Here is a 25,399-nt window from a genome sequence, read left to right as displayed (position 1 = left end):
TCGCGTCCTGTCGACCGGGCGTCCTGCTGCCCGCCGGGCAGGACCGGGTACGAGGCTGCGCAGCAGGCGGAGCGAGGACGCGGCACAGCCACCTCCACAGGTCATGGCGGCGTCTACGTGAGACCCCGACACGCGCAGCAGCCACCGTCAGGCACGTGGTGGCCGACGGTCGACGCGCCACGGTCCCCGAGGTGCCGGGGGAGGGGGCCCCTCGGGTGTAGCGGCCGATTTGGCCGTGCACCGGCGCTCTGGCACACTGGACGGGTTGCTTGGCGTGCACGAGCGACCCGCGAGGGTCGGACGTGCCCACCGCGACGAGGTCTCGAACCGCCGGGTCGGCGGGGCGGCTCGTCGGCGAAGAGCCAGGCCCGGTACCACCGGAGCGCCGAACCCCACGGACGAGGCGCGGGAGACCGCGCAAGGCCTCGTGCTGCGGAGCGAGGGCGACACGCCCGACCTCGGGGGTCGCAGGTCCGGTGACCGGCACACAGACAGTTCGGACGGCGAGAGAGAGACGGAACATCAGATGGCGGGACAGAAGATCCGCATCCGGTTGAAGTCGTATGACCACGAGGTCATCGACAGCTCGGCGCGCAAGATCGTCGACACCGTGACCCGCGCGGGTGCGACCGTGGTCGGCCCCGTGCCGCTCCCGACGGAGAAGAACGTCTTCTGCGTCATCCGGTCCCCGCACAAGTACAAGGACAGCCGCGAGCACTTCGAGATGCGCACCCACAAGCGCCTCATCGACATCATCGACCCGACGCCCAAGGCCGTCGACTCGCTGATGCGCCTCGACCTCCCGGCTGACGTCAACATCGAGATCAAGCTCTGAGGCTCGCGATGACCACCACTGCCACGAAGACCCAGAAGGGTCTGCTGGGCACCAAGCTCGGCATGACCCAGGTGTGGGACGAGACCAACCGTCTCGTGCCCGTCACCGTGATCCAGGCCGGCCCGAACGTCGTGACCCAGGTCCGCGCCGACGACACCGACGGCTACGCCGCCGTCCAGCTCGGCTACGGCGCCATCGACCCGCGCAAGGTCACCAAGCCGCTCACCGGCCACTTCGAGAAGGCCGGTGTCACGCCGCGCCGCCACCTCGTCGAGCTGCGCACCGCCGACGCCGGCGAGTACAGCCTCGGCCAGGAGGTCGGCGCCGACACCTTCGAGGCCGGCCAGGCCGTCGACGTCAGCGCGACGACCAAGGGCAAGGGGTTCGCCGGTGTCATGAAGCGGCACGGCTTCTCCGGCGTCTCCGCCTCCCACGGTGCCCACCGCAACCACCGCAAGCCCGGCTCGATCGGTGGCTGCGCCACCCCGGGCCGCGTGTTCAAGGGCATGCGGATGGCCGGCCGGATGGGCGGCGTGCGGCACACCACCCAGAACCTGACGGTCCACGCCGTGGACGCCGAGAAGGGGCTCCTGCTCGTCAAGGGCGCCGTCCCCGGCCCGCGCGGCGCGGTCGTCCTCGTCCGCTCGGCTGCGAAGGGGGCCTGACATGGCAACCACGACGCTCGACGTCACCCTCCCCGCGGAGATCTTCGACGTCCAGACCAACGTCCCGCTGATCCACCAGGTCGTCGTCGCCCAGCTCGCGGCCGCCCGCCAGGGCTCGCACGCGACGAAGACCCGCGGCGAGGTGCGCGGTGGTGGGCGCAAGCCCTACCGCCAGAAGGGCACCGGCCGGGCCCGCCAGGGCTCGACCCGGGCGCCGCAGTTCGCCGGCGGTGGCACCGTCCACGGCCCGCAGCCGCGTGACTATGCCCAGCGGACCCCGAAGAAGATGAAGGCCGCCGCGCTGCGCGGTGCGCTCTCGGACCGCGCCCGTCACGGCCGCATCCACGTCGTGGAGTCGATCGCCACCGGCGAGACCCCCTCGACCAAGGACGCGCTCGCCGTGTTCGCCGGGCTCACCGAGCGCCCGAACCTGCTCGTCGTGCTCGACCGGGCCGACACCGTCTCGCTGAAGTCGGTGCGCAACCTCCCGGACGTCCACGTCCTCGCGGTCGACCAGCTCAACACCTACGACGTGCTGTGCGCCGACGACGTCGTCTTCACCAAGGCCGCCTACGAGGCGTTCACCGGTGAGACCGTCGCCGCCGCCAAGCCGGCCCGCAAGGCCGCGGCCAAGAAGACCGCCGCGCCGGCCGAAGAGGAGCAGAAGTGAGCCAGGCCAAGAACCCCCGCGACATCCTCATCTCCCCGGTCGTGTCCGAGAAGTCCTACGGGCTGCTCGACGAGGGCAAGTACACCTTCCTCGTCGACCCGCGCTCGAACAAGACCGAGATCAAGATCGCCGTCGAGCAGGTCTTCGGCGTCAAGGTCGACTCCGTGCACACGATGAACCGCCCGGGCAAGGCCCGTCGCACGCGGTTCGGCATCGGCAAGCGCAAGGACACCAAGCGCGCGATCGTCACCCTCCGCGAGGGCTCGATCGACATCTTCGGCAGCGCCGGCGCCTGAGGAAGCTGAAGGACTGAACAGACATGGGTATCCGTAAGTACAAGCCGACGACGCCGGGGCGTCGTGGGTCGAGCGTGGCCGACTTCGTCGAGGTCACCCGCACGACCCCCGAGAAGTCCCTCGTCCGTCCGCTGACCAAGAGCGGCGGCCGTAACAACAACGGCCGGATCACCACGCGCCACATCGGTGGTGGCCACAAGCGCGCCTACCGCGTCGTCGACTTCCGTCGGCACGACAAGGACGGCGTGCCGGCGAAGGTCGCGCACATCGAGTACGACCCCAACCGCACCGCCCGGATCGCGCTGCTGCACTACGCCGACGGCGAGAAGCGCTACATCCTCGCGCCGCGTGGCCTCGAGCAGGGCATGAGCATCGAGAACGGGCCGGGCGCGGACATCAAGCCCGGCAACAGCCTGCCGCTGCGCAACATCCCCACCGGTACGGTCATCCACGCCGTCGAGCTCAAGCCCGGCGGGGGCGCCAAGATCGCCCGCTCGGCCGGCGTGCGCGTCCAGCTCGTCGCCAAGGACGGGCCCTACGCGCAGCTGCGCATGCCCTCGGGTGAGATCCGCAACGTCGACGTGCGCTGCCGCGCGACGATCGGCGAGGTCGGCAACGCCGAGCAGTCGAACATCAACTGGGGCAAGGCCGGGCGGATGCGCTGGAAGGGCAAGCGCCCGACCGTGCGCGGCGTGGTCATGAACCCCGTCGACCACCCGCACGGTGGTGGCGAGGGCCGCACCTCCGGTGGCCGGCACCCGGTCTCGCCGTGGGGCCAGCCCGAGGGCCGCACCCGCCGCCCCGGCAAGCCCAGCGACAAGCTGATCGTCCGTCGCCGCCGTACCGGCAAGAAGCGCTGATAGGAGCCTGGAATGCCTCGTAGCCTGAAGAAGGGCCCCTTCATCGACGACCACCTGCAGAAGAAGGTGGACGCCCAGAACGAAGCGGGCAGCAAGAACGTCATCAAGACCTGGTCGCGCCGTTCGGTCATCAGCCCCGACATGCTCGGCCACACCCTCGCCGTCCACGACGGCCGCAAGCACGTGCCGGTGTTCGTCACCGAGGCGATGGTCGGCCACAAGCTCGGCGAGTTCGCCCCGACCCGCACCTTCAGGGGTCACGTGAAGGACGACAAGAAGGGACGTCGTCGCTGATGGCCACCGAGAACACCGTCCTCGAGTCGCGCGCGGTCGCCCGCCACGTCCGGGTGACGCCGATGAAGGCCCGCCGGGTCGTCGACCTCATCCGCGGCAAGGACGCGAGCGAGGCCGTGTCGGTCCTGCGCTTCGCCCCGCAGGGTGCGAGCGACCAGGTCCGCAAGGTCCTCGAGTCCGCGATCGCCAACGCCCGGGTGCGCGCCGACCAGGCCGCCGAGCGCTTCGACGAGCGTGAGCTCGTCGTCGCCAAGGCCTTCGTCGACGAGGGCCCGACGATGAAGCGGTTCCGTCCGCGCGCCCAGGGGCGCGCCGGCCGGATCAACAAGCGCACGAGCCACATCACCGTGGTCGTCGCCCCCAAGCCCGCCACGACCACGAACGGAGGCACCCGCTGATGGGCCAGAAGGTCAACCCGCACGGCTTCCGCCTCGGGCTCACGACGGAGCACAAGAGCCGCTGGTTCGCCGACTCCACCAAGGAGGGTCAGCGCTACCGCGACTACGTCAAGGAGGACGTCGCGATCCGCCGGCTCATGTCCACGGGCATGGACCGCGCCGGCATCGCGCGTGTCGACATCGAGCGCACCCGTGACCGGGTCCGCGTCGACATCCACACCGCCCGCCCCGGCATCGTCATCGGCCGCCGCGGCGCCGAGGCCGACCGGATCCGCGGCGAGCTCGAGAAGCTCACCGGCAAGCAGGTCCAGCTGAACATCCTCGAGGTGAAGAACCCCGAGATCGAGGCCCAGCTGGTCGCCCAGGGCATCGCCGAGCAGCTCTCGGCGCGCGTCTCCTTCCGGCGTGCCATGCGCAAGGGCATGCAGTCGGCCACCCGCGCCGGTGCCAAGGGCATCCGGGTCCAGGTCTCCGGCCGTCTCGGCGGCGCGGAGATGAGCCGTACCGAGTTCTACCGCGAGGGGCGCGTGCCGCTGCACACCCTGCGCGCGAACATCGACTACGGCTTCTACGAGGCCCGCACCACCTTCGGGCGCATCGGCGTCAAGGTGTGGATCTACAAGGGCGACCTCACCGCGCGTGAGCTCGCGGCCCAGCAGGCCACCGCGCCGCGTCAGGGTCGTGGCCCGCGTCGTGACGGCGCCGACCGCCCGGCCCGCGCCCGTCGCACCGAGGCCCCGGCCGCCACGCAGGCCCCGGCTGCCGCCCAGGCTCCGGCCGCTGCGCAGGCGCCCGCCGAGCAGGCCCCGGCCGCCCCGAGCACCGAGGAGTCCTGAGCCATGTTGGTTCCCCGTCGAGTCAAGCACCGCAAGCAGCACCACCCGGGTCGCTCGGGTATGGCCAAGGGCGGTACCGCGATCGCGTTCGGCGACTACGGCATCCAGGCCCTCGAGCCCGCCTACGTCACCAACCGCCAGATCGAGTCCGCGCGTATCGCGATGACGCGCTACATCAAGCGTGGCGGAAAGGTCTGGATCAACATCTACCCGGACCGTCCGCTGACCAAGAAGCCGGCCGAGACCCGGATGGGCTCCGGCAAGGGCTCGCCCGAGTGGTGGGTGGCCAACGTCAAGCCGGGCCGGATCATGTTCGAGCTCTCCGGTGTCCCGGAGGACGTCGCACGCGAGGCCATGCGCCTCGCCATGCACAAGCTGCCGATGAAGTGCCGCTTCGTCCAGCGAGAGGGTGGTGACTTCTGATGGCAGTCGGTTCCCAGGACCTGACCCCCAAGGAGCTTCGCGGCTTCGAGGACGACCGTCTGGTCGACGAGCTGCGCAAGGCCAAGGAGGAGCTGTTCAACCTCCGGTTCCAGTCGGCCACCGGCCAGCTGGACAACCACGGCCGGCTGCGTGCCGTGCGCCGTGACATCGCCCGGATCTACACCGAGATGCGTGAGCGCGAGCTCGGCATCGGCGTGAAGGGTGCAGCCCAGTGAGCGAGACGAAGGACGAGACCGTGACCACCGCCGAGCGCAGCTACCGCAAGACCCGCCAGGGCTACGTGGTGAGCGACAAGATGGACAAGACCGTCGTCGTCGAGGTCGAGGACCGCGTCAAGCACGCCCTCTACGGCAAGGTCATGCGCCGCTCGAGCAAGGTCAAGGCCCACGACGAGGGCAACGCGGCCGGGGTCGGCGACCGGGTGCTCATCATGGAGACCCGGCCGCTGTCCGCGACGAAGCGCTGGCGCGTCGTCGAGGTCCTCGAGAAGGCCAAGTGACATCGCGGGGAACCCCACCCCGCACCCCGGCCCCCGTTCGGCCAGGCTCCACGCCCGGCGTGGAGAACCAGCACGACATTAGGAGAGAACAGTGATCCAGCAGGAGTCGCGACTGCGCGTCGCCGACAACACCGGTGCGAAGGAGATCCTCTGCATCCGTGTTCTCGGTGGCTCCGGTCGCCGGTACGCCGGCATCGGCGACACCATCGTCGCCACCGTCAAGGACGCGATCCCCGGCGGGAACGTCAAGAAGGGTGACGTCGTCAAGGCGGTCATCGTGCGCACCGCCAAGGAGCGCCGCCGTCCCGACGGCTCGTACATCCGCTTCGACGAGAACGCCGCCGTCATCCTCCGCGGCGACGGCGACCCGCGCGGTACCCGCATCTTCGGCCCGGTGGGCCGCGAGCTGCGCGACAAGAAGTTCATGAAGATCGTCAGCCTGGCCCCGGAGGTGCTCTGACCATGGCGAAGATCAAGAAGGGCGACACCGTCCAGGTGCTCGCCGGCAAGGACAAGGGCAGCACCGGCAAGGTGATCTCCGTCGACCGTGAGCGCTCGCGCGTCACCGTCGAGGGCGTGAACCGGGTGACCCGGCACACCAAGGCCGGCGAGTCCAGCCGTGGCAGCCGCACCGGCGGGCTCATCGTCCAGGAGGCCCCGATCCACGTGAGCAACGTGGCCGTGGTCGACCCCTCGGACAAGAAGCCGACCCGGATCAAGACCCGCGTCGAGACCGTCGAGCGTGACGGGCGCCAGAAGGCCAGCCGCGTCCGCGTCGGCGTGCGCTCGGGCAAGGACCTGTGAGAGAGATGGCAGACACCGCGACCAAGCCCCGCCTCAAGGCGCGCTACCAGGACGAGATCAAGGCCGGTCTCCAGGACACGTTCGGGTACCCGAACGTCATGCAGGTCCCGGGCGTGACCAAGGTCGTCGTCAACATGGGTGTCGGCGACGCCGCCAAGGACAGCAAGCTCATCGAGGGCGCGATCCGCGACCTCACGGCGATCACCGGCCAGAAGCCGGTGGTCACCCGGGCGCGCAAGTCCATCGCCCAGTTCAAGCTGCGTGAGGGCATGCCGATCGGCGCCCACACGACGCTGCGTGGCGACCGGATGTGGGAGTTCCTCGACCGTCTCGTCACGGTCGCCCTCCCGCGCATCCGCGACTTCCGCGGCCTCTCGCCGCGGCAGTTCGACGGCCGGGGGAACTACACCTTCGGGCTCACCGAGCAGTCGATGTTCCACGAGATCGACCAGGACCGGATCGACCGGGTCCGGGGCATGGACATCACCGTCGTCACGACGGCGACGAACGACGACGAGGGGCGCGCGCTGCTCAAGGCGCTCGGCTTCCCCTTCAAGGAGAACTGAGATGGCCAAGACCGCCCTGATCAACAAGACGAACCGGAAGCCGAAGTTCCAGGTGCGTGCCTACACCCGCTGCCAGCGGTGCGGGCGTCCGCACTCGGTGTACCGCAAGTTCGGCCTCTGCCGGATCTGCCTGCGGGAGATGGCCCACCGCGGCGAGCTCCCCGGTGTCACCAAGAGCAGCTGGTAAGTCCCCGACCCGCCGCCCCACGCGGCACCGACATCCCACAGACCATCTACATCGCAGGTCCGCCGGAGTCCCGGCAGAAACCACGGTGAGAGAGGGCGGAGAAGCCCAATGACCATGACAGACCCGATCGCGGACATGCTGACCCGCGTCCGGAACGCCAACTCGGCGCACAAGGACGACGTCTCCATGCCGTTCTCGAAGCTCAAGAGCCACATCGCCGAGATCCTCCAGGCCGAGGGCTACATCGCCGGCTGGACCGTCGAGGACGCCGAGGTCGGCAAGACCCTCACGGTGCAGCTGAAGTACGGCCCCAACCGGGAGCGCTCGATCGCCGGCCTGCGCCGCGTGAGCAAGCCCGGCCTGCGCGTCTACGCCAAGTCCACCAACCTGCCCAGGGTGCTCGGTGGCCTCGGCGTCGCGATCATCTCGACGTCCTCCGGCCTGCTCACCGACAAGCAGGCCGCCAACAAGGGTGTGGGTGGGGAAGTCCTCGCCTACGTCTGGTAAGGGGTAGCTGACATGTCGCGAATCGGACGCCTCCCCGTGGCGATCCCCTCCGGTGTCGACGTGACCGTCGCCGGTCGCACCGTCACCGTCAAGGGCCCCAAGGGCGAGCTCAGCCACACCGTCGCCGAGCCGATCACGGTCGAGCAGGCCGACGGCAGCCTCGAGGTCAAGCGGCCGGACGACGAGCGCGAGTCGCGCTCGTTGCACGGCCTGACCCGCTCGCTCATCAACAACATGGTGCTCGGCGTGACCGAGGGCTACGAGAAGAAGCTCGAGATCCACGGCACCGGCTACCGCGTGCAGGCCAAGGGCTCCAACCTCGAGTTCGCCCTCGGCTACTCGCACTCGATCACCGTCGAGCCCCCGGCCGGCATCACCTTCGCGGTGGAGAACCCCACGCGGTTCTCGGTCCAGGGGATCGACAAGCAGCTCGTCGGCGAGACCGCCGCGAACATCCGCAAGCTCCGCAAGCCCGACCCGTACAAGGGCAAGGGCGTCCGCTACGCGGACGAGCGCATCCGCCGCAAGGTCGGAAAGGCTGGTAAGTAACCGATGGCACTGATCGTCAAGCGCGGCAAGGGCAAGACCGCCGCCCGCGTCCGCCGTCACACCCGGGTCCGCAAGCAGGTCAGCGGCTCGGCCGCCCGTCCTCGCCTCGTCGTGACCCGCAGCTCGCGGCACATCTTCGTCCAGGTCGTCGACGACACCCGGGGCGCGACGCTCGCCTCGGCCTCCACGATGGAGGCCGACGTGCGCAGCCTCGAGGGCGACAAGGTGAGCAAGGCCAAGCGGGTCGGCGAGCTCGTCGCCGAGCGGGCCAAGGCCGCCGGCGTCGAGGCGGTCGTCTTCGACCGCGGCGGCAACCGTTACCACGGTCGCGTCGCCGCCATCGCGGACGGCGCGCGGGACGGCGGGCTGTCGCTGTGACCCACGCCGCCCCGACCACCACGAACGTCGAGAAGAGGAACATCTGATGCCAGGACCCCAGCGTCGAGGCACCGGGACCGGCGCCGAGCGCGGCGACCGCCGGGACCGTCGCGACGACCGTCGCGGCGGCCGGGACTCCCGGGAGGCCGAGAAGAACCAGTACCTCGAGCGCGTCGTGACCATCAACCGCGTCGCCAAGGTCGTCAAGGGTGGCCGGCGCTTCAGCTTCACCGCCCTCGTCGTCGTCGGCGACGGTGACGGCACCGTCGGCGTCGGCTACGGCAAGGCCAAGGAGGTGCCCGCGGCGATCGCCAAGGGTGTCGAGGAGGCGAAGAAGAGCTTCTTCCGCGTCCCGCGCATCCAGGGCACCATCCCGCACCCCGTCCAGGGTGAGGCCGCCGCCGGTGTCGTCATGCTCCGCCCCGCCAGCCCCGGTACCGGTGTCATCGCCGGTGGCCCGGTCCGTGCGGTCCTGGAGTGCGCCGGCATCCACGACGTGCTGTCCAAGAGCCTCGGCTCGGACAACGCGATCAACATCGTCCACGCCACCGTCGAGGCCCTGCGCGGCCTGGAGCGCCCCGAGGCCGTCGCGGCCCGTCGTGGCCTCCCGGTCGACCAGGTCGCCCCGGCCGCGATGCTGCGTGCGCAGGCCGCCGGCCTCGCCGAGGCCAAGGCAGGTGCCTGATGGTGCGGCTGAAGGTGACCCAGACCCGGTCCGGTATCGGGGGCAAGCAGAACCAGCGGGAGACGCTGCGCTCCCTCGGGCTGAAGCGGATCGGCGACATCGTCGTCAAGGAGGACCGTCCCGAGATCCGCGGGATGGTCAAGACGGTGACCCACCTCGTCGCCGTCGAGGAGGTTGAGTGAGCATGGCCGACACCACCAAGGCCGCCCAGGCGGCCGGACGTGAGGCGTCCGCCCTCAAGGTCCACCACCTGCGCCCCGCACCGGGCGCGAAGACCGCACGCACCCGCGTCGGTCGCGGTGAGGGCTCCAAGGGCAAGACCGCCGGTCGCGGGACCAAGGGCACCAAGGCCCGCAACCAGGTCTCGCCCGGCTTCCAGGGCGGCACGACGCCGCTGCACATGCGGTTCCCGAAGCTGCGTGGCTTCAAGAACCCGTTCAAGACCGAGTACCAGGTCGTCAACCTCGACCGGCTCTCCGCTCTCTACCCCGAGGGTGGCCAGGTGAGCGTCGAGGACCTCGTGGCCAGGGGCGCCGTCCGTGACGGGTACCCCGTCAAGGTGCTCGGCACCGGCGAGATCACCGTCGCGGTCTCGGTGACCGCCGACGCGTTCTCGGCGAGCGCCAAGGAGAAGATCGAGGCGGCGGGCGGCTCGGCGACGACCGCCTGACGCCCCCGATGACCGCGTGTCGCAGGGCCGGCCCCGGAGACCACCCCGGAGCCGGCCCTGCGCCGCGTTCGACCCGCCCCGCGGTTCCGGCCGGTCCGGAGCCGACGGGTATGTTGTGACGGATCGCTGACGACGCGGCCACACCCCCGGCCGCACCCTGGAGGACCTGTGCTCACCGCTTTCGGCCGTGCGTTCCGGACGCCCGACCTGCGCAGGAAGCTGCTCTTCACGCTGTTCATCATCGTGCTCTTCCGGCTCGGGTCGCACGTGCCGACCCCCGGGGTCAGCTACCCGCTCGTCCAGCAGTGCATCGAGGGCGCGGACACGAGCAACCAGCTGCTCGGGCTGATCAACCTCTTCAGCGGTGGCGCGCTGCTCCAGCTGTCGATCTTCGCGCTGGGGATCATGCCCTACATCACGGCGAGCATCATCGTCCAGCTGCTCACCGTCGTCATCCCCCGCTTCGAGACCCTCAAGAAGGAGGGCCAGGCGGGGCAGACGAAGATGACGCAGTACACGCGGTACCTGACGATCGGTCTGGCCATCCTCCAGAGCTCGACGCTGATCACCTTCGCCGAGAACCCGCAGACGCTCTTCAACAACCCCTCGTGCACGAACATCCTCGCCGACAGCTCGGTCGTGACCATCCTCATCATGGTCCTGACGATGACCGCGGGCACCGGGATGATCATGTGGCTCGGTGAGCTCATCACCGACAAGGGGGTCGGCAACGGGATGTCGCTGCTGATCTTCACCTCGATCGCGGCGCGCTTCCCGTCCTCGCTGTGGGACATCAAGCAGCGCTCCGGCTGGGGCGTCTTCCTCGCCGTCATCGCCCTCGGCCTCGTCGTCATCGCCCTGGTCGTCTTCGTCGAGCAGAGCCAGCGGCGCATCCCCGTCCAGTACGCCAAGCGGATGGTCGGCCGGCGGGTCTACGGGGGCACCTCGACCTACATCCCGCTCAAGGTCAACATGGCCGGCGTGATCCCGGTGATCTTCGCCAGCTCGATCCTCACCCTGCCGACGCTCGTTGCCCAGTTCAACCAGGGGGCCAACGGCGTCAACCCCGGCTGGGTGGACTGGATCACGAACTACCTCAGCTCCGGCGCCCACCCGATCTACATGGCGGTGTACACGGCGCTCATCCTCTTCTTCACCTTCTTCTACGTGTCGATCACCTTCAACCCCACCGAGGTGGCCGACAACATGAAGCGGTACGGCGGCTTCATCCCGGGCATCCGCGCCGGGCGACCCACGGCCGAGTACCTCAACTACGTCCTCACCCGGATCACCGTGCCCGGCGCGATCTACCTCGCGCTGATCTCCCTGCTGCCCCTGGTCGCTCTGGTGCTGGTCGACGCCAACCAGAACTTCCCGTTCGGGGGTACCTCGATCCTCATCGTGGTCGGGGTGGGTCTCGAGACGGTCAAGCAGATCGAGGCCCAGCTCCAGCAGCGTCACTACGAAGGGTTCCTGCGCTGATGACATCCCACCAAGTCCCTGCCCCGCCTCGCTCGTGCGCCGACGTCGTGGGGGCCCGGTCGTGATGCGCCTCATCATCCTCGGCCCTCCCGGTGCCGGTAAGGGCACGCAGGCCTCCCGCATCGCCGAGCACTTCGGGATCCCCGCGATCTCGACCGGCGACATCTTCCGCGCCAACATCAAGAACGAGACCGAGCTCGGTCTCCAGGTCAAGGAGATCCTCGCCTCCGGCGGGTACGTCTCGGACGAGATCACCAACGCCATCGTCGAGGACCGGCTGGCCCAGGAGGACTGCGCTGCCGGGTTCCTCCTCGACGGCTACCCGCGCACCCTCGCCCAGGTCGAGGCGCTCGACGCGATGCTCGCCGCGCAGGGCGCGGGGCTGGACCGGGTGCTCGAGCTCACCGCCGAGGACGAGGTCGTCGTCCGGCGGCTGCTGGGGCGCGCCGAGATCGAGGGGCGGGTGGACGACACCGAGGACGTCATCCGGGAGCGGATGGCCATCTACCACCGCGAGACCAAGCCGCTCTCGGACACCTACCGCGGGCGCGGGCTGCTCGTCGAGGTCGACGGTGACGGCGAGGTCGACGAGGTGACCCGGCGCATCATCGCCGCCCTCGCCTGACCCCCTCGCGAACCGGCGGCGCCGCAGCCAGGACGCGGCGCGGCGTGACTCCTCGCAGGGCTGGAGCGTCCTGGTGATCCGGGCGAGGACGTGGTCGTCGGGGGCCGGCGCGCGGGGTGCCTGCTGCGCTGCGGGCGAGCGCTCGCCCTGGACGCGGCGACCCTTCTCCTCCACCGACCTCGAGTGGACAGGACACCCCGCCCGGGAAGCGCGCGTGACGGCATGTTCTGTTCACGCGACGGGCGTGGGTAGGGTGCGGCCGCATGGGACTCTTCCACCGGGACCGTGTCGAGGGGCGGACGCCCGAGCAGCTCGCGCTCATGCGCACCGCCGGGCTGCTCGTCGGGCGCACCCTCGAGGTCGTCGCGGCCGCGGTGCGCCCCGGCGTGACCACCCTCGAGCTCGACGCGCTCGCCGAGGCGCACATCCGTGACCACGGGGGCGTGCCGAACTTCCAGCTCGTGCCCGGGTACCGGCACACCCTGTGCACCTCGGTCAACGAGGAGATCGTCCACGGCATCCCCGGCGGGCGCGTCCTCGGCGAGGGCGACCTGCTCTCGGTCGACTGCGGCGCCGAGGTGGCGGGCTGGAACGGCGATGCCGCGATGACCCTCGTCGTCGGGGGTGACCCGGCCGCGCGCCCCGAGGACCTCGAGCTGAGCGCCGACACCGAGGACGCCCTGTGGGCGGGGATCGCCGCGCTGCGCGTCGGGCAGCCGCTGTACGCGGTCGGCGCCGCCGTCGAGGACGCGGTGACGGCGGCCGGCGAGCGGCGGGGACGCGACTACGGCATCGTCGAGGACTACGTCGGGCACGGCATCGGCACCTCGATGCACATGGACCCGCAGGTGCCCAACTACCGGGTCGAGGGCCGCAGCCCGACCGTGTGCGAGGGCATGACGATCTGCATCGAGCCGATGGTCACCCTCGGGGACCAGGACAACACGGTCCTCGAGGACGAGTGGACCGTTGTCACCCGGGACGGCGCGCGGGCAGCGCACTGGGAGCACTCCATCGCGGTGACCCGGGCCGGCACGTGTGTCCTCACCGCGGTCGACGGCGGACGTGAGCGCCTGGCCTCGCTCGGCGTGCCCTTCCTCCAGATCGAACCCGCCTGAGCCGCACGGGTGACCGATCTCTCGGTGAGGCCCGGGCCGGCCGAGACTAGGGTTGGGAGTGGAACGACCACCAACCGATGGAGGGCTCGATGACGTCCTCGTCACTCGTGCACGACCCCCTGCCCCTGGCCGCCGGTTTCGACGCGCAGACCCGCGAGGACTGGCAGCAGCTCGTGGCCGACGTCCTCAACAAGCGGCGCGCGGAGGATGACCGGCTCACCCCGGAACAGGCCGAGGAGGCACTTCTCACCTCGCTCGACGGCGGGCTGAGCACGCAGGGTCTCTACCTGCGCACCGAGCGTGCCCTCGGCCTCCCCGGTGCGATGCCCTTCACCCGGGGCCGTGCCGTGCGGGCGGGCACGCAGCCGTGGGACGTCCGTCAGCTGCACGACGACCCCGACCCCGCGCGCTCGCGGGCCTTCGTCGCCGACGACCTCGAGCACGGGGCGACATCGGTCTGGGTCCACGTCGGTGCCGAGGGGGTCGCGCCCGGCGACCTGCCCGAGGTCCTCGAGGACGTCGACCCGGGCAGCACGCCGCTGGTCGTCTCCTCCTTCAGCGACCAGCCCGCCGCGGCCCGCGCGCTGCTCGACCTCGTCGAGGGCCGGGGGTTCGCCGGGGGCAACCTCGGGCTGGACCCGGTCGGTGCCGCGCTGCGCACCGGCAGCCAGCCCGAGCTGGCACCCCTCGCGGACCTCGTGCGGGCGTGCGACGGCCGCGACGGCTGGCGGGCGCTCACCGTCGACGCGCGCGTGCTGCACGACGCCGGCGCCAGCGAGGTCGACGCCCTGGCCGCGGCGGTCGCGACCGGCGTGGCCTACCTGCGTCACCTCGAGGGCGAGGGCCCGGCGCCCGCGGCCACGTTCGGGCACGTCGAGTTCCGCGTCACGGCCACCGCCGACCAGTTCCTCACCGCGGCCGCGCTGCGGGCCCTGCGCCGGGTCTGGGCACACGTGGGGGAGGCCCTCGGGGTCCCCGAGGGTGAGCGCGGCGCCCGCACGCACGCCGTCACCGGGCTGCGGATGGCCACCCGCGAGGACCCGTTCGTCAACGTGCTGCGCAACACCCTCGCCGCGTTCGGTGCCTCGATGGGTGGAGCCGACGCGGTCACCGTCCTCCCGCACGACACCGTCGCCGGGCTTCCCGAACGGTTCTCGCGCCGCCTGGCCCGCAACACCCAGGTCCTCCTCGCCCGCGAGTCCAACGTCGGCCGGGTCACCGACCCCGGGGGCGGCTCCTGGTACCTCGAGGCGCTGACCGACGAGGTCGCCGAGGCCGTGTGGGCGCGCTTCCAGGAGCTCGAGCGCGCCGGTGGTGTGCTCGCCGCGCTCGCCGACGGGCTGCTGCACGAGTGGGTGGGCTCCGCGACCGCCTCGCGGGACCGGCTCATCGCCACCCGCCGGCGCCCGATCACCGGCGTGTCGATGTTCCCCAACCTCGCCGACACCGCAACGCAGCGACGTCCGCGGGCCGAGCTGCCGGTGGCCGACGGGGCGTTCGTGCCCCGCCGCGACGCCGGCGCCTTCGAGGCACTGCGCGACCGAGCCCGCACGCTCGGGGCCCCGGTCGTCACCGTGCGCACGCTCGGCGCCCAGCGGGACTACGGCGCGCGCCAGGGCTTCGTCGTCAACCTCCTCGCCGCCGGAGGGATCGGCGTGACCGAGGAGGTCGGACCGGTCGCCGTGCTCGCGAGCAGCCGCGCCCGGTACGCCGAGGGCGGCCGGGCCGCGGCGGAGGAGCTGCGCGCCGCCGGAGCCGACCGGGTGCTGCTCGCCGGCCGCGCCCGCGAGCTCGGCGAGGACGCGGACGTCGTCGACGGCGAGGTCTACGACGGGATGGACGTCGTGGCCTTCCTCGCGGACCTGCTCGACCAGCTCGGTGCGTCCACGGAGGGAGAGTCCCGATGAGCACCGTCCCCGACTTCACCACCCTCGACCTCGGCCCCGCGGCCGGAGACCCCGGGCAGCCGCCCCCCGACGGCGAGCCGTGGGTCACCCCGGAGCACATCCCGGTCCGCCCGGTCTACACCGAGGCCGACCTCGCCGGGCTGGACTTCCTCGACACCGTCCCGGGCGCCCCGCCGTTCCTGCGCGGCCCCTACCCGACGATGTACACGACCCGGCCCTGGACGATCCGCCAGTACGCCGGCTTCTCGACCGCCGAGGAGTCCAACGCCTTCTACCGGCGCAACCTCGCCGCGGGGCAGAAGGGCCTCTCGGTCGCCTTCGACCTCGCGACCCACCGCGGCTACGACTCCGACCACCCCCGGGTCGCCGGTGACGTCGGGATGGCCGGCGTGGCCATCGACTCGATCTACGACATGCGCACCCTCTTCGACGGCATCCCGCTGGACCAGATGTCGGTGTCGATGACCATGAACGGCGCGGTCATCCCCGTGCTGGCGCTCTACGTCGTCGCCGCGGAGGAGCAGGGTGCCCGCCCGGAGCAGCTGACGGGGACCATCCAGAACGACATCCTCAAGGAGTTCATGGTCCGCAACACCTACATCTACCCGCCCGAGCCGTCGATGCGGATCATCAGCGACATCTTCGCCTTCACCAGCCAGGTGATGCCGCGGTTCAACTCGATCTCCATCTCGGGCTACCACATGCAGGAGGCCGGGGCCACGCAGGACCTCGAGCTCGCGTACACCCTCGCCGACGGCGTCGAGTACATCCGCGCCGGCAAGGCCGTCGGCCTGGACGTCGACCGGTTCGCGCCGCGGCTGTCCTTCTTCTGGGCGATCGGCACGAACTTCTACATGGAGGTCGCCAAGCTGCGCGCCGCCCGGCTGCTGTGGGCCCGCCTCGTGCGCGAGCAGGGCGCGGACAACCCCAAGTCGCTCTCGCTGCGCACCCACAGCCAGACCTCCGGCTGGTCGCTCACCGCGCAGGACGTCTTCAACAACGTCGTGCGCACCTGCGTCGAGGCGATGGCCGCCACCCAGGGGCACACCCAGAGCCTGCACACGAACGCCCTCGACGAGGCGATCGCACTGCCGACCGACTTCTCGGCCCGGATCGCCCGTAACACCCAGCTCGTCCTCCAGCAGGAGTCGGGGACCACCCGCACCATCGACCCGTGGGGCGGGTCGGCGTACGTCGAGCGCCTCACCCACGACCTCGCCGAGCGCGCCTGGCAGCACATCGAGGAGGTCGAGGCCGCGGGCGGGATGGCCAAGGCCATCGAGGCGGGCATCCCCAAGATGCGCATCGAGGAGGCCGCCGCGCGCACCCAGGCGCGCATCGACTCCGGTCAGCAGCCGGTCATCGGTGTCAACACCTACGCCGTCGAGGACGACGAGCCGATCGAGGTGCTCAAGGTCGACAACGCCGCCGTGCGGGCAAGCCAGACCGCCAAGCTGGAGCGGCTGCGGGCCGAGCGGGACGAGGAGGCCTGCCGGGCGGCGCTGGCCCGGATGACCCAGGCGGCGCGCTCCGGGTCCGACGGCACGCTGGACACCAACCTGCTGGCCCTGGCCATCGAGGCCGCGCGGGCCAAGGCGACCGTCGGCGAGATGTCGGCGGCCATGGAGGAGGCCTTCGGCCGGTACACCGCGCAGATCCGTACGATCGGCGGGGTGTACAGCGCGGAGGCGGGGGAGGACACCACGGTCCACGAGGCCCAGGCTGCGGTCGAGGACTTCGAGGAGGAGCAGGGCCGTCGCCCGCGCATCCTCGTGGCCAAGATGGGCCAGGACGGGCACGACCGCGGCCAGAAGGTCATCGCCACGGCCTTCGCCGACCTCGGCTTCGACGTCGACGTCGGCCCGCTGTTCCAGACGCCGGAGGAGGTCGCCCGCCAGGCGGTCGAGGCCGACGTGCACGTCGTCGGGGTCAGCTCGCTCGCCGCCGGGCACCTCACCCTCGTCCCGGCCCTGCGCAAGGCGCTGGACGACCTCGGGCGCCAGGACCTGATGATCGTCGTCGGCGGTGTCATCCCCGACCAGGACCACGAGGCCCTGCGGGCCGCCGGTGCCGACGCCATCTACCCCCCGGGAACGGTCATCAGCAAGGCCGCCGTCGCGCTCGTGCACGAGCTGCGCGAGCGGCTGGCGTGAAGCCGGTCCCGGTCGCCGAGCTCGTCGACGGCGTGCGGGCCGGGTCGCGCCAGCACGTCGCGCGCGCCATCACGCTGCTCGAGTCGCGCCGCCCGGACCACCGGGCCGGGGCCCGCGAGCTGCTCGCGGCCCTCGAGGACCGCACGGGGGGCGCGGTCCGGGTCGGCATCAGCGGTGTCCCCGGCGTCGGGAAGTCGACCTTCATCGACGCCCTGGGGATGCGGCTCGTCGACCAGGGCCACCGGGTCGCCGTCGTGGCCGTCGACCCCAGCTCGCGGCGTACCGGTGGGTCCATCCTCGGCGACCGCACCCGGATGGGGCGTCTCGCCGCGTCCGAGGACGCCTTCGTCCGGCCGAGCCCGGCCGGGCGTCACCTCGGCGGGGTCGCCCGCGCGACCCGGGAGTCGATGCTCGTCCTCGAGGCCGCCGGCTTCGACGTCGTCGTCGTCGAGACCGTCGGGGTCGGCCAGAACGAGGTCGCCGTCTCCGAGATGGTCGACACCTTCCTCCTGCTCACCCTCGCCCGCTCCGGTGACCAGCTGCAGGGGATCAAGCGCGGCATCCTCGAGCTCGCCGACGTCATCGCCGTCAACAAGGCCGACGGCGACGGGACGGTACCCGCGCAGGCGGCGGCCAAGGAGCTCGCCGGAGCGCTGCGCCTGATGATGCCCGGCCGCGAGGTGCGCCGGCCCCCGGTGCTCACCTGCTCCGCGGTGACCGGCACCGGGCTGGACGAGGTGTGGCAGGCCGTGCTCGACCACCGGGCCTACCTCGAGGAGCACCACTCCCTGGACGCCCGGCGCGCCGAGCAGCAGCAGGACTGGATGTGGGCCCTCGTCGACGCCGAGCTGACCGACGGGGTCCGGGCCTCGAGGTCGGTACGGGCCGAGCGCGAGAGCATCGAGCACGACGTCCGCTGCGGTGAGCTCAGCGCGGTGGAGGGCGCGGCCCGGGTCCTGGCCCTCTACACCATGGATCTGCGAGGCGCTGGCACCGACACGGCCGACGCGGCGACATCGGCCGAACGGCTGACCCCGTGAGGTCCGCTCGTCCGGTCCCGGGCGGCCGAACGCCCAGCGGTCGCCTGCTCGGATGGCGGCGCGGGTGCCCGTCCGGGCAGACTGTGCTCGCACCCGGCGACCTCCGGACCTCGGTCCGGCCCTGTCCGTCGGGCGCGGAGTGAGAGGGCCCACCCCCTGCATCGGGCGCTCCGCTCGACTAGCCCACCGGGCCGGCCACCCCCTGCATCGGCCGCCCGGTGGGCTCGTCCGTTCCCGGAGCGGATTTCGTGATGCACCCCCTCCTCCCGTACCATTGAACGTCGGCCACGTGTGCGCGTCTCGCACGGGTGAGACCCTGCGCGAGCAGCACGAGGCCGACTTCCATGGGTGGTCCGCCGTGAGCGATGGGCTGCCCACCGGCGGATTGAGAGGGTATGGCCAAGAAGGACGGCGTCATCGAGATCGAGGGAACGATCGTCGAGGCTCTTCCGAACGCGATGTTCCGGGTGGAGCTGACCAACGGTCACAAGGTTCTCGCACACATCTCAGGCAAGATGCGACAGCACTACATCCGGATCCTCCCCGAGGACCGTGTCGTGGTGGAGCTGAGCCCGTACGACCTGACCCGCGGCCGCATCGTCTTCCGCTACCGCTGAGACACGAATCGACGAGACAGCAAAGGCACCATGAAGGTTCAGCCGAGCGTCAAGAAGATCTGTGACAAGTGCAAGGTGATCCGCCGTAACGGGCGGGTCATGGTGATCTGCGACAACCCGCGCCACAAGCAGCGCCAGGGCTGAGAACCAGCAGCAGGACACCGCCCCCCGGGGCCGCACGGGTCGCCGACTCGAGCACGCAGCACACAACTGAAGCAGGCAGCACCCGACCCCCGTCGAGCCACCACCAGGGTGGGCGCGGGACGTCACCCCCGGCCCGGAGGCCGGGGACCGGACCAGGATGGCCGGACCGGTGCTGCACCACACCTCCGGACACCACGAGAAGGAATCCATCCCACATGGCACGTCTGATGGGCGTCGACCTCCCGCGCGAGAAGCGCGCCGAGGTCGCACTGACCTACATCTTCGGAGTCGGGAGGACGAGCGCGCAGAAGGCGCTCGCCGCCACCGGCGTCAGCCCGGACACCCGCGTCAAGGACCTCGCGGACGACGACCTCGTCAAGCTGCGCGACTGGATCGAGGAGCACCTCAAGGTCGAGGGTGACCTGCGGCGCGAGGTCGCCGCGGACATCCGCCGCAAGGTCGAGATCGGCTCCTACGAGGGCCTGCGCCACCGCCGGGGTCTGCCCGTGCGCGGCCAGCGGACCAAGACCAACGCGCGCACCCGCAAGGGCCCCAAGCGCACCGTGGCCGGCAAGAAGAAGGCCGGTAAGTGACCCGCGCCTGACGCGCGGCACGCCACCTCACCCGAAGACTTCGTAGGAGAAACCACATGCCTCCCAAGGGCCGCACGACCGGCGCCAAGAAGGTGCGCCGCAAGGAGAAGAAGAACGTCGCGGTGGGCCAGGCCCACATCAAGAGCACGTTCAACAACACGATCATCTCGATCACCGACCCCACCGGTGCCGTCATCTCCTGGGCCTCCGCGGGCCAGGTCGGCTTCAAGGGGTCGCGCAAGTCCACGCCGTTCGCCGCGCAGACCGCCGCCGAGGCGGCCGCGCGCCGTGCCATGGAGCACGGGATGCGCAAGGTGGACGTCTTCGTCAAGGGCCCGGGCTCCGGTCGTGAGACCGCTATCCGCTCCCTGACCGCGGCCGGCCTCGAGGTCGGCTCGATCCAGGACGTCACGCCGCAGCCGCACAACGGCGTCCGCCCGCCCAAGCGCCGCCGCGTCTGAGCGACCGACAGACTTCGCGAAAGGTAAGAGAGAGCAATGGCCCGTTACACCGGACCCATCACGAAGAAGTCGCGTCGCCTCAAGACCGACCTCGTCGGTGGTGACAAGAACTTCGACCTGCGCCCGTTCCCGCCCGGCCAGCACGGCCGTCGCCGGATCCAGGAGAAGGAGTACCTGACCCAGCTGCAGGAGAAGCAGAAGGCCCGCTTCACCTACGGCGTCATGGAGAAGCAGTTCCGCCGCTACTACAGCGAGGCGGCCAACCGCCCCGGCAAGACCGGCGAGAACATCCTGACGATCCTCGAGTCCCGCCTGGACAACGTCGTCTACCGGGCCGGCCTGGCCCGCACCCGCCGGCACGCGCGTCAGCTCGTCAGCCACGGCCACTTCGAGGTCAACGGCGTGCGCGTCGACGTGCCGAGCTACCGGGTCGAGCAGTTCGACATCATCACGGTGCGCAAGCAGTCGGTGGAGTCCTTCCCCTTCCAGCTCGCCCGTGAGACCTTCGGCGAGCGGCCGGTCCCGGCCTGGATGCAGGTCGTGCCCGGCACCCTCCAGGTGCTCATCCACCAGCTGCCCACCCGTGAGCAGATCGACACGGTCCTCACCGAGCAGCTCATCGTCGAGTTCTACTCCAAGAACTGACCCTGGGGGCCTGGCCCCCGAACCCCCGGTGACCCGCGGCGACCCGCCGCGGGGCGCCGGGGTCTGGCCCACCACGGACCGAGGTGGTGGGACGGCCGGTCGGACCGGCAGCGTGCGAGTCATATAGCGGGCCGCACGAGAAAGAGATCCACCGTGCTCATCGCACAGCGTCCCGTCCTCAGTGAGGACGTCGTCTCCGAGTACCGGAGCCGTTTCGTCATCGAGCCGCTCGAGCCGGGCTTCGGCTACACGCTCGGCAACTCCCTCCGGCGCACCCTGCTCTCGAGCATCCCCGGTGCGGCCGTCACGAGCCTGCGCATCGACGGCGTGCTCCACGAGTTCTCCACGATCCCCGGGGTCAAGGAGGACGTCACCGAGATCATCCTCAACATCAAGAGCCTGGTCGTGTCCTCCGAGCACGACGAGCCGGTCGTCATGTACCTGCGCAAGCAGGGCGCCGGCGCGGTCACCGCGGCCGACATCGCCCCGCCGGCCGGTGTCGAGGTCCACAACCCCGACCTGCACATCGCGACGCTCAACGACAAGGGCACCGTCGAGATGGAGCTGACGGTCGAGCGTGGCCGTGGCTACGTCTCCGCCGTGCAGAACAAGGCGGGCGACCAGGAGATCGGCCGCATCCCGGTCGACTCGATCTACAGCCCGGTGCTCGCGGTGACCTACAAGGTCGAGGCCACCCGTGTCGAGCAGCGCACCGACTTCGACCGCCTCGTCGTCGACGTCGAGACCAAGCGCTCGATGGCCCCGCGGGACGCGCTCGCCTCGGCGGGCAAGACCCTCGTGGAGCTGTTCGGCCTGGCGCGCGAGCTCAACGTCGAGGCCGAGGGCATCGACATGGGCCCGAGCCCGACCGACGCCGCGCTCGCGGCCGACCTCGCGCTGCCGATCGAGGACCTCGACCTGACCGTGCGGTCCTACAACTGCCTCAAGCGCGAGGGCATCCACACCGTCGGTGAGCTCGTCGGCCGCAGCGAGGCCGACCTGCTCGACATCCGCAACTTCGGCGCGAAGTCGATCGACGAGGTCAAGGCCAAGCTCGCCGGGATGAACCTGGCCCTCAAGGACAGCCCGCCCGGGTTCGACCCGAGCATGATCGCGGACCGGTACGACGACTTCACCTTCGGTGAGGGCGAGGACGACTCGGCGTTCGCCGAGGACGAGCAGCTCTGACCGCGCCGCTCAGGCACATAAAGGAGAACAGCAATGCCCACGCCCACCAAGGGTCCCCGTCTCGGAGGCGGTCCCGCCCACGAGCGGCTCATCCTCGCCAACCTCGCGACGTCGCTCTTCGAGCACGACCGCATCACGACGACCGAGGCCAAGGCCAAGCGCCTGCGTCCGCTCGCCGAGCGGCTCGTGACGTTCGCCAAGCGGGGTGACCTCTCGGCGCGCCGCAAGGTCATGACCGTCGTCCGTGACAAGGGTGTCGTCCACCGCCTCTTCGTCGAGATCGCGCCCGACATGGCCGAGCGCAACGGCGGCTACACCCGGATCACGAAGATCGGTCCGCGCAAGGGCGACAACGCCCCCATGGCGGTCATCGAGCTCGTCCGCGAGCCGGTGGCCAAGAAGGCCACCGTCAAGGAGGCCGAGTCCGCCACCAAGCGCGCCGCGAAGGACGCCGCCGTCGTCGAGGAGCCGGCCGCGCAGGAGACCCCGGCCGAGGAGGCCGTCGTCGAGGAGCCGACCGCCGCGGAGACCGTCGTCGAGGAGGAGGCCCCCGTCGAGGCCGCCGCCGACGAGGCGAGCGGGTCCGACGAGGACTCGACCACGGCCTGAGCGACCGCGCCGACGAGGGCCGCCTCCCCATGGGGGGCGGCCCTCGTGCTGTGCGGCCTAGGCTGGCTGGGTGACGCTGCGCCTCCGCCTCGACCTCGCGTACGACGGGACCGGCTTCTCGGGCTGGGCCGCCCAGCCGGGTCGGCGCACCGTCGAGGGGACCCTGGCCGAGGCCCTGGCCACCGTCCTGCGGGCACCCGAGCCGGTGCGTCTCACCGTCGCCGGACGCACCGACGCGGGGGTGCACGCCCGCGGCCAGGTGGCCCACGCCGACGTCGACGACGCCGCCTTCCGCGCGCTGCCCGGACGCTCGGACCGCTCGCCCGAGGCTGCGGCCGTGACCCGGCTGCGAGGGGTACTCCCGGACGACGTCGTCGTCCGCCGGGTGGGTGTGGCGCCTCCCGGCTTCGACGCCCGCTTCTCGGCGCTGCGCCGTCGATACCGCTACCGCATCCTCGACGACCCCGCGGCCGCCGACCCGCTGCGGCGGCACGACACGGTGACCCTCCGCGGCCCGCTGGACGTCGCGGCGATGGATGCGGCGGCGCGCCGGCTCCTCGGGCTGCACGACTTCGCCGCGTTCTGCCGGCGGCGCGAGGGCGCGAGCACGGTCCGCACACTGCTGGTGTACGAGTGGTCCCGGGACCGGGACGGCGTGCTCGTGGGGAGCGTCGTCGCCGACGCCTTCTGCCACTCCATGGTGAGGGCCCTCGTCGGGGCGGTCGTCCCGGTGGGGGAGGGGCGCACGCCGACCGCGTGGCCGACGGAGGTGCTGCGCGCCGGCGTGCGCGACCCCCGGGTCACCGTCATGCCGGCGCACGGGCTCTCGCTCGAGGAGGTGCTCTACCCCCCGGACGACGAGCTCGCGGCGCGCGCCGAGCAGGCCCGGGCGGTGCGCTCCGCGCCGGCCCCCACGGAATTCGGGTGACCCGGTGCCCGTCCCTGGGTGAGGATGGGCGCTCGTGGGCCATCTCGACGTCGCCGGAGTGGGGTTCACGCTGCCCGACGGGCGGGCACTGCTGCGCGAGGTGGCCTTCCGGGTGGGCGACGGCGCGACGGTCGCGCTCGTCGGCCCCAACGGCGCGGGCAAGACCACCCTGCTGCGCATCCTCGCCGGTGACCTCGACGCGCACGAGGGCGTCGTGGCCCGCAGCGGCGGCATCGGGGTGATGCGCCAGTTCGTCGGCAGCGTGCGCGACGAGTCGACCGTGCGCGACCTCCTCGTGTCGGTCGCGCCCGGGCCGGTGCGTCGCGCGGCGGCCGAGGTGGAGCGCACCGAGCTGGCGATGATGGAGCGCGAGTCCGAGCAGGACCAGCTCGACTACGCCCAGGCCCTCGCCGACTGGGGCGACGCCGGCGGCTACGAGTGGGAGACCCTCTGGGACGTCTGCACCGTCGCGGCCCTCGGCGTCCCCTACGAGCGCGCCCAGTGGCGCGCGGTGCGGACCCTCTCCGGCGGCGAGCAGAAGCGTCTCGTCCTCGAGGCCCTGCTGCGGGGGCCGGACGAGGTGCTCCTCCTCGACGAGCCGGACAACTACCTCGACGTGCCGGGCAAGCGCTGGCTCGAGGAGCGGCTGCTGGAGTCTGCCAAGACCGTCCTCCTCGTCAGCCACGACCGCGAGCTGCTCGACCGGGTCGCGACGCGCATCGTGACCCTCGAGCCGGGTCGCGGCGGCAACGGCGCGTGGGTCCACCCCGGCCGGTTCTCGACCTACGAGCAGGCCCGACGGGAGCGCAACGCCCGCCTCGAGGAGCAGCGGCGCCGCTGGGACGAGGAGCACGCCAAGCTCGAGGCGCTCGTCGTCATGTACCGGCAGAAGGCGGCGTACAACTCGGACATGGCCGCTCGCCTACAGGCCGCGCAGACCCGGCTGCGACGGTTCGAGGAGGCCGGGCCGCCGCAGGCCGTGCCGCTGCCCCAGACGGTGACGATGCGGCTGGAGGGAGGCCGCACCGCCAAGCGCGCCGTGGTCGCGACGGGTCTCGAGCTACGCGCCGGCGGCCAGCGGCTGGTCGCCCCCTTCGACACCGAGATCTGGTTCGGTGACCGCGTCGGCGTGCTCGGCAGCAACGGGTCCGGCAAGTCGCACTTCCTGCGGCTGCTCGCGGCGGGGGGCAGCGATCCCGACGCCGAGCACGAGCCGGTCGGGGACCTGCGGCCCGCCCCGGTCGAGCACGCCGGGCGGCTGGTCCTCGGCAGCCGGGTGCGCCCGGGCTGGTTCGCGCAGACGCACGACCACCCGGCGCTGCACGGGCGCACGCTGCTGGAGATCCTTCACCGCGGCGACGAGCACCGGGCCGGGCGGCCCCGGGACCTCGCGGCACGGGCCCTCGACCGCTACGGGCTCGCGCGGTCCGCGGAGCAGCGCTTCGAGCTGCTCTCCGGCGGCCAGCAGGCACGGCTGCAGATCCTCCTGCTCGAGCTGTCGGGGGCGACGCTCCTGCTCCTCGACGAGCCCACCGACAACCTCGACCTGCTGTCGGCCGAGGCGCTCGAGAGCGCACTGGCCGCCTTCGAGGGGACCGTCGTCGCAGTGACGCACGACCGGTGGTTCGCCCGGGGGATGGACCGCTTCCTCGTCTTCGGCCAGGACGCCGCGGTCTACGAGAGCGACGAGCCCGTCTGGGACGAGGGGCGGGTCCGGCGGGCGCGCTGACCCACCCCTCGACCGGT

The 25,399-nt window shown here is 71.4% G+C and carries 36 protein-coding genes; all 36 read left to right on the top strand.

The genetic code is table 11. From position 1 onward, the window contains the following. Positions 1-526 precede the first annotated feature (526 nt). On the top strand, positions 527-835 hold the full coding sequence (gene rpsJ / locus G8D98_RS05140; protein ID WP_012867945.1) for a 30S ribosomal protein S10: 309 nt from the start codon (positions 527-529) through the stop codon (positions 833-835). 8 nt (positions 836-843) lie between these two features. Then, on the top strand, positions 844-1,500 hold the full coding sequence (gene rplC, locus G8D98_RS05135) for a 50S ribosomal protein L3 (RefSeq protein WP_187566541.1): 657 nt from the start codon (positions 844-846) through the stop codon (positions 1,498-1,500). Position 1,501: 1 nt separating this feature from the next. Next, positions 1,502-2,170, top strand: coding sequence for a 50S ribosomal protein L4 (gene rplD / locus G8D98_RS05130; RefSeq protein WP_166099948.1), 669 nt, complete (start codon positions 1,502-1,504; stop codon positions 2,168-2,170). Further along, positions 2,167-2,466 carry a 50S ribosomal protein L23 gene (gene rplW, locus G8D98_RS05125; RefSeq protein ID WP_166099946.1) on the top strand — a complete coding sequence of 100 codons (300 nt, stop codon included), beginning with the start codon at positions 2,167-2,169 and terminating at the stop codon, positions 2,464-2,466. Before rplD ends, rplW begins: the two co-directional genes overlap by 4 nt. A gap of 23 nt (positions 2,467-2,489) precedes the next feature. Continuing rightward, a complete protein-coding gene (gene rplB, locus G8D98_RS05120; protein ID WP_166099943.1) occupies positions 2,490-3,326 on the top strand; it encodes a 50S ribosomal protein L2 in 837 nt (278 codons plus the stop codon). Positions 3,327-3,338: 12 nt separating this feature from the next. Then, positions 3,339-3,620, top strand: coding sequence for a 30S ribosomal protein S19 (rpsS, locus tag G8D98_RS05115; protein WP_166099941.1), 282 nt, complete (start codon positions 3,339-3,341; stop codon positions 3,618-3,620). Further along, positions 3,620-4,018, top strand: a complete 399-nt coding sequence (rplV, locus tag G8D98_RS05110; protein WP_166099939.1) for a 50S ribosomal protein L22 — start codon at positions 3,620-3,622, stop codon at positions 4,016-4,018. The genes rpsS and rplV overlap by 1 nt, the downstream gene beginning before the upstream one ends. After that, positions 4,018-4,854 carry a 30S ribosomal protein S3 gene (gene rpsC, locus G8D98_RS05105; RefSeq protein WP_166099936.1) on the top strand — a complete coding sequence of 279 codons (837 nt, stop codon included), beginning with the start codon at positions 4,018-4,020 and terminating at the stop codon, positions 4,852-4,854. The genes rplV and rpsC overlap by 1 nt, the downstream gene beginning before the upstream one ends. 3 nt (positions 4,855-4,857) lie before the next feature. Continuing rightward, positions 4,858-5,277 (top strand): 50S ribosomal protein L16, encoded by a 420-nt coding sequence (gene rplP, locus G8D98_RS05100; protein WP_166099934.1) that lies wholly within the window; start codon positions 4,858-4,860, stop codon positions 5,275-5,277. After that, on the top strand, positions 5,277-5,513 hold the full coding sequence (gene rpmC, locus G8D98_RS05095; RefSeq protein WP_187566539.1) for a 50S ribosomal protein L29: 237 nt from the start codon (positions 5,277-5,279) through the stop codon (positions 5,511-5,513). Before rplP ends, rpmC begins: the two co-directional genes overlap by 1 nt. Further along, entirely contained in the window at positions 5,510-5,797 is a 288-nt protein-coding gene (gene rpsQ, locus G8D98_RS05090) for a 30S ribosomal protein S17 (RefSeq protein WP_187566537.1), read from the top strand. The genes rpmC and rpsQ overlap by 4 nt, the downstream gene beginning before the upstream one ends. Before the next feature lie 91 nt (positions 5,798-5,888). Continuing rightward, positions 5,889-6,257: a 50S ribosomal protein L14 gene (rplN, locus tag G8D98_RS05085; protein ID WP_166099932.1), complete on the top strand. Its 369-nt coding sequence runs from the start codon at positions 5,889-5,891 to the stop codon at positions 6,255-6,257. A gap of 2 nt (positions 6,258-6,259) precedes the next feature. Next, positions 6,260-6,601, top strand: a complete 342-nt coding sequence (rplX, locus tag G8D98_RS05080; RefSeq protein ID WP_166099929.1) for a 50S ribosomal protein L24 — start codon at positions 6,260-6,262, stop codon at positions 6,599-6,601. A gap of 5 nt (positions 6,602-6,606) precedes the next feature. Further along, the gene (rplE, locus tag G8D98_RS05075) at positions 6,607-7,167 is read left to right on the top strand and encodes a 50S ribosomal protein L5 (protein WP_166099927.1); all 561 of its coding nucleotides are present in this window, start codon (positions 6,607-6,609) and stop codon (positions 7,165-7,167) included. 1 nt (position 7,168) lies between these two features. Further along, a complete protein-coding gene (locus G8D98_RS05070; protein ID WP_166099925.1) occupies positions 7,169-7,354 on the top strand; it encodes a type Z 30S ribosomal protein S14 in 186 nt (61 codons plus the stop codon). Between the two features lie 108 nt (positions 7,355-7,462). Then, positions 7,463-7,861, top strand: a complete 399-nt coding sequence (gene rpsH, locus G8D98_RS05065) for a 30S ribosomal protein S8 (protein WP_166099923.1) — start codon at positions 7,463-7,465, stop codon at positions 7,859-7,861. A 12-nt stretch (positions 7,862-7,873) separates the two neighbouring features. Continuing rightward, complete coding sequence (rplF, locus tag G8D98_RS05060; RefSeq protein WP_166099921.1) at positions 7,874-8,410, top strand: 50S ribosomal protein L6; 537 nt, start codon at positions 7,874-7,876, stop codon at positions 8,408-8,410. A gap of 3 nt (positions 8,411-8,413) precedes the next feature. Then, positions 8,414-8,788, top strand: a complete 375-nt coding sequence (rplR, locus tag G8D98_RS05055) for a 50S ribosomal protein L18 (protein ID WP_166099918.1) — start codon at positions 8,414-8,416, stop codon at positions 8,786-8,788. 46 nt (positions 8,789-8,834) lie between these two features. Beyond that, a complete protein-coding gene (gene rpsE, locus G8D98_RS05050) occupies positions 8,835-9,473 on the top strand; it encodes a 30S ribosomal protein S5 (protein WP_166099915.1) in 639 nt (212 codons plus the stop codon). After that, on the top strand, positions 9,473-9,655 hold the full coding sequence (gene rpmD, locus G8D98_RS05045; protein ID WP_166099914.1) for a 50S ribosomal protein L30: 183 nt from the start codon (positions 9,473-9,475) through the stop codon (positions 9,653-9,655). The genes rpsE and rpmD overlap by 1 nt, the downstream gene beginning before the upstream one ends. A 2-nt stretch (positions 9,656-9,657) precedes the next feature. Continuing rightward, positions 9,658-10,143, top strand: a complete 486-nt coding sequence (gene rplO, locus G8D98_RS05040) for a 50S ribosomal protein L15 (RefSeq protein ID WP_166099912.1) — start codon at positions 9,658-9,660, stop codon at positions 10,141-10,143. A 168-nt stretch (positions 10,144-10,311) separates the two neighbouring features. Further along, positions 10,312-11,625: a preprotein translocase subunit SecY gene (gene secY / locus G8D98_RS05035; protein WP_166099909.1), complete on the top strand. Its 1,314-nt coding sequence runs from the start codon at positions 10,312-10,314 to the stop codon at positions 11,623-11,625. Between the two features lie 64 nt (positions 11,626-11,689). Further along, positions 11,690-12,250 (top strand): adenylate kinase, encoded by a 561-nt coding sequence (locus G8D98_RS05030; protein ID WP_166100298.1) that lies wholly within the window; start codon positions 11,690-11,692, stop codon positions 12,248-12,250. 263 nt (positions 12,251-12,513) lie between these two features. After that, positions 12,514-13,368 carry a type I methionyl aminopeptidase gene (map, locus tag G8D98_RS05025; RefSeq protein WP_166099907.1) on the top strand — a complete coding sequence of 285 codons (855 nt, stop codon included), beginning with the start codon at positions 12,514-12,516 and terminating at the stop codon, positions 13,366-13,368. A gap of 89 nt (positions 13,369-13,457) precedes the next feature. Next, complete coding sequence (locus tag G8D98_RS05020) at positions 13,458-15,275, top strand: methylmalonyl-CoA mutase subunit beta (protein ID WP_166099905.1); 1,818 nt, start codon at positions 13,458-13,460, stop codon at positions 15,273-15,275. Next, positions 15,272-17,428, top strand: coding sequence for a methylmalonyl-CoA mutase (scpA, locus tag G8D98_RS05015; protein ID WP_166099903.1), 2,157 nt, complete (start codon positions 15,272-15,274; stop codon positions 17,426-17,428). The genes G8D98_RS05020 and scpA overlap by 4 nt, the downstream gene beginning before the upstream one ends. Continuing rightward, positions 17,425-18,468: a methylmalonyl Co-A mutase-associated GTPase MeaB gene (gene meaB / locus G8D98_RS05010; protein WP_166099901.1), complete on the top strand. Its 1,044-nt coding sequence runs from the start codon at positions 17,425-17,427 to the stop codon at positions 18,466-18,468. The genes scpA and meaB overlap by 4 nt, the downstream gene beginning before the upstream one ends. A gap of 395 nt (positions 18,469-18,863) precedes the next feature. Continuing rightward, positions 18,864-19,085, top strand: coding sequence for a translation initiation factor IF-1 (gene infA / locus G8D98_RS05005; RefSeq protein WP_006946284.1), 222 nt, complete (start codon positions 18,864-18,866; stop codon positions 19,083-19,085). Positions 19,086-19,115: 30 nt separating this feature from the next. Continuing rightward, positions 19,116-19,229 carry a 50S ribosomal protein L36 gene (gene rpmJ / locus G8D98_RS05000; RefSeq protein WP_166099899.1) on the top strand — a complete coding sequence of 38 codons (114 nt, stop codon included), beginning with the start codon at positions 19,116-19,118 and terminating at the stop codon, positions 19,227-19,229. A 215-nt stretch (positions 19,230-19,444) separates the two neighbouring features. Further along, positions 19,445-19,822 (top strand): 30S ribosomal protein S13, encoded by a 378-nt coding sequence (rpsM, locus tag G8D98_RS04995; RefSeq protein WP_166099897.1) that lies wholly within the window; start codon positions 19,445-19,447, stop codon positions 19,820-19,822. A 56-nt stretch (positions 19,823-19,878) separates the two neighbouring features. After that, positions 19,879-20,283 carry a 30S ribosomal protein S11 gene (gene rpsK / locus G8D98_RS04990; protein ID WP_128366906.1) on the top strand — a complete coding sequence of 135 codons (405 nt, stop codon included), beginning with the start codon at positions 19,879-19,881 and terminating at the stop codon, positions 20,281-20,283. 36 nt (positions 20,284-20,319) lie between these two features. Beyond that, positions 20,320-20,928 carry a 30S ribosomal protein S4 gene (rpsD, locus tag G8D98_RS04985; protein ID WP_166099895.1) on the top strand — a complete coding sequence of 203 codons (609 nt, stop codon included), beginning with the start codon at positions 20,320-20,322 and terminating at the stop codon, positions 20,926-20,928. A gap of 153 nt (positions 20,929-21,081) precedes the next feature. Continuing rightward, positions 21,082-22,116 carry a DNA-directed RNA polymerase subunit alpha gene (locus G8D98_RS04980; RefSeq protein WP_166099893.1) on the top strand — a complete coding sequence of 345 codons (1,035 nt, stop codon included), beginning with the start codon at positions 21,082-21,084 and terminating at the stop codon, positions 22,114-22,116. 33 nt (positions 22,117-22,149) lie between these two features. Beyond that, entirely contained in the window at positions 22,150-22,725 is a 576-nt protein-coding gene (gene rplQ, locus G8D98_RS04975; RefSeq protein ID WP_166099891.1) for a 50S ribosomal protein L17, read from the top strand. Positions 22,726-22,801: 76 nt separating this feature from the next. After that, the gene (gene truA, locus G8D98_RS04970; RefSeq protein ID WP_166100295.1) at positions 22,802-23,653 is read left to right on the top strand and encodes a tRNA pseudouridine(38-40) synthase TruA; all 852 of its coding nucleotides are present in this window, start codon (positions 22,802-22,804) and stop codon (positions 23,651-23,653) included. A gap of 34 nt (positions 23,654-23,687) precedes the next feature. Further along, on the top strand, positions 23,688-25,382 hold the full coding sequence (locus tag G8D98_RS04965) for an ABC-F family ATP-binding cassette domain-containing protein (RefSeq protein WP_166099888.1): 1,695 nt from the start codon (positions 23,688-23,690) through the stop codon (positions 25,380-25,382). Positions 25,383-25,399: the final 17 nt, after the last annotated feature.

Origin of the sequence: Phycicoccus endophyticus, from assembly GCF_011326735.1 — a bacterium.
Lineage (GTDB): Bacteria > Actinomycetota > Actinomycetes > Actinomycetales > Dermatophilaceae > Phycicoccus > Phycicoccus endophyticus.
The sequence above is the reverse complement of the archived record's forward strand: the minus strand, read 5'-3'. Positions and strand labels throughout refer to the sequence as shown.

Coding starts and splice junctions, on each gene's coding strand:
- rpsJ (WP_012867945.1), top strand. CDS start 527: ATGGCGGGACAGAAGATCCGCATCCGGTTGAAGTCGTATGACCACGAG.
- rplC (WP_187566541.1), top strand. CDS start 844: ATGACCACCACTGCCACGAAGACCCAGAAGGGTCTGCTGGGCACCAAG.
- rplD (WP_166099948.1), top strand. CDS start 1,502: ATGGCAACCACGACGCTCGACGTCACCCTCCCCGCGGAGATCTTCGAC.
- rplB (WP_166099943.1), top strand. CDS start 2,490: ATGGGTATCCGTAAGTACAAGCCGACGACGCCGGGGCGTCGTGGGTCG.
- rpsS (WP_166099941.1), top strand. CDS start 3,339: ATGCCTCGTAGCCTGAAGAAGGGCCCCTTCATCGACGACCACCTGCAG.
- rplV (WP_166099939.1), top strand. CDS start 3,620: ATGGCCACCGAGAACACCGTCCTCGAGTCGCGCGCGGTCGCCCGCCAC.
- rpsC (WP_166099936.1), top strand. CDS start 4,018: ATGGGCCAGAAGGTCAACCCGCACGGCTTCCGCCTCGGGCTCACGACG.
- rplP (WP_166099934.1), top strand. CDS start 4,858: ATGTTGGTTCCCCGTCGAGTCAAGCACCGCAAGCAGCACCACCCGGGT.
- rpmC (WP_187566539.1), top strand. CDS start 5,277: ATGGCAGTCGGTTCCCAGGACCTGACCCCCAAGGAGCTTCGCGGCTTC.
- rplX (WP_166099929.1), top strand. CDS start 6,260: ATGGCGAAGATCAAGAAGGGCGACACCGTCCAGGTGCTCGCCGGCAAG.
- rplE (WP_166099927.1), top strand. CDS start 6,607: ATGGCAGACACCGCGACCAAGCCCCGCCTCAAGGCGCGCTACCAGGAC.
- G8D98_RS05070 (WP_166099925.1), top strand. CDS start 7,169: ATGGCCAAGACCGCCCTGATCAACAAGACGAACCGGAAGCCGAAGTTC.
- rpsH (WP_166099923.1), top strand. CDS start 7,463: ATGACCATGACAGACCCGATCGCGGACATGCTGACCCGCGTCCGGAAC.
- rplF (WP_166099921.1), top strand. CDS start 7,874: ATGTCGCGAATCGGACGCCTCCCCGTGGCGATCCCCTCCGGTGTCGAC.
- rplR (WP_166099918.1), top strand. CDS start 8,414: ATGGCACTGATCGTCAAGCGCGGCAAGGGCAAGACCGCCGCCCGCGTC.
- rpsE (WP_166099915.1), top strand. CDS start 8,835: ATGCCAGGACCCCAGCGTCGAGGCACCGGGACCGGCGCCGAGCGCGGC.
- rpmD (WP_166099914.1), top strand. CDS start 9,473: ATGGTGCGGCTGAAGGTGACCCAGACCCGGTCCGGTATCGGGGGCAAG.
- rplO (WP_166099912.1), top strand. CDS start 9,658: ATGGCCGACACCACCAAGGCCGCCCAGGCGGCCGGACGTGAGGCGTCC.
- G8D98_RS05030 (WP_166100298.1), top strand. CDS start 11,690: ATGCGCCTCATCATCCTCGGCCCTCCCGGTGCCGGTAAGGGCACGCAG.
- map (WP_166099907.1), top strand. CDS start 12,514: ATGGGACTCTTCCACCGGGACCGTGTCGAGGGGCGGACGCCCGAGCAG.
- G8D98_RS05020 (WP_166099905.1), top strand. CDS start 13,458: ATGACGTCCTCGTCACTCGTGCACGACCCCCTGCCCCTGGCCGCCGGT.
- scpA (WP_166099903.1), top strand. CDS start 15,272: ATGAGCACCGTCCCCGACTTCACCACCCTCGACCTCGGCCCCGCGGCC.
- infA (WP_006946284.1), top strand. CDS start 18,864: ATGGCCAAGAAGGACGGCGTCATCGAGATCGAGGGAACGATCGTCGAG.
- rpmJ (WP_166099899.1), top strand. CDS start 19,116: ATGAAGGTTCAGCCGAGCGTCAAGAAGATCTGTGACAAGTGCAAGGTG.
- rpsM (WP_166099897.1), top strand. CDS start 19,445: ATGGCACGTCTGATGGGCGTCGACCTCCCGCGCGAGAAGCGCGCCGAG.
- rpsK (WP_128366906.1), top strand. CDS start 19,879: ATGCCTCCCAAGGGCCGCACGACCGGCGCCAAGAAGGTGCGCCGCAAG.
- rpsD (WP_166099895.1), top strand. CDS start 20,320: ATGGCCCGTTACACCGGACCCATCACGAAGAAGTCGCGTCGCCTCAAG.
- rplQ (WP_166099891.1), top strand. CDS start 22,150: ATGCCCACGCCCACCAAGGGTCCCCGTCTCGGAGGCGGTCCCGCCCAC.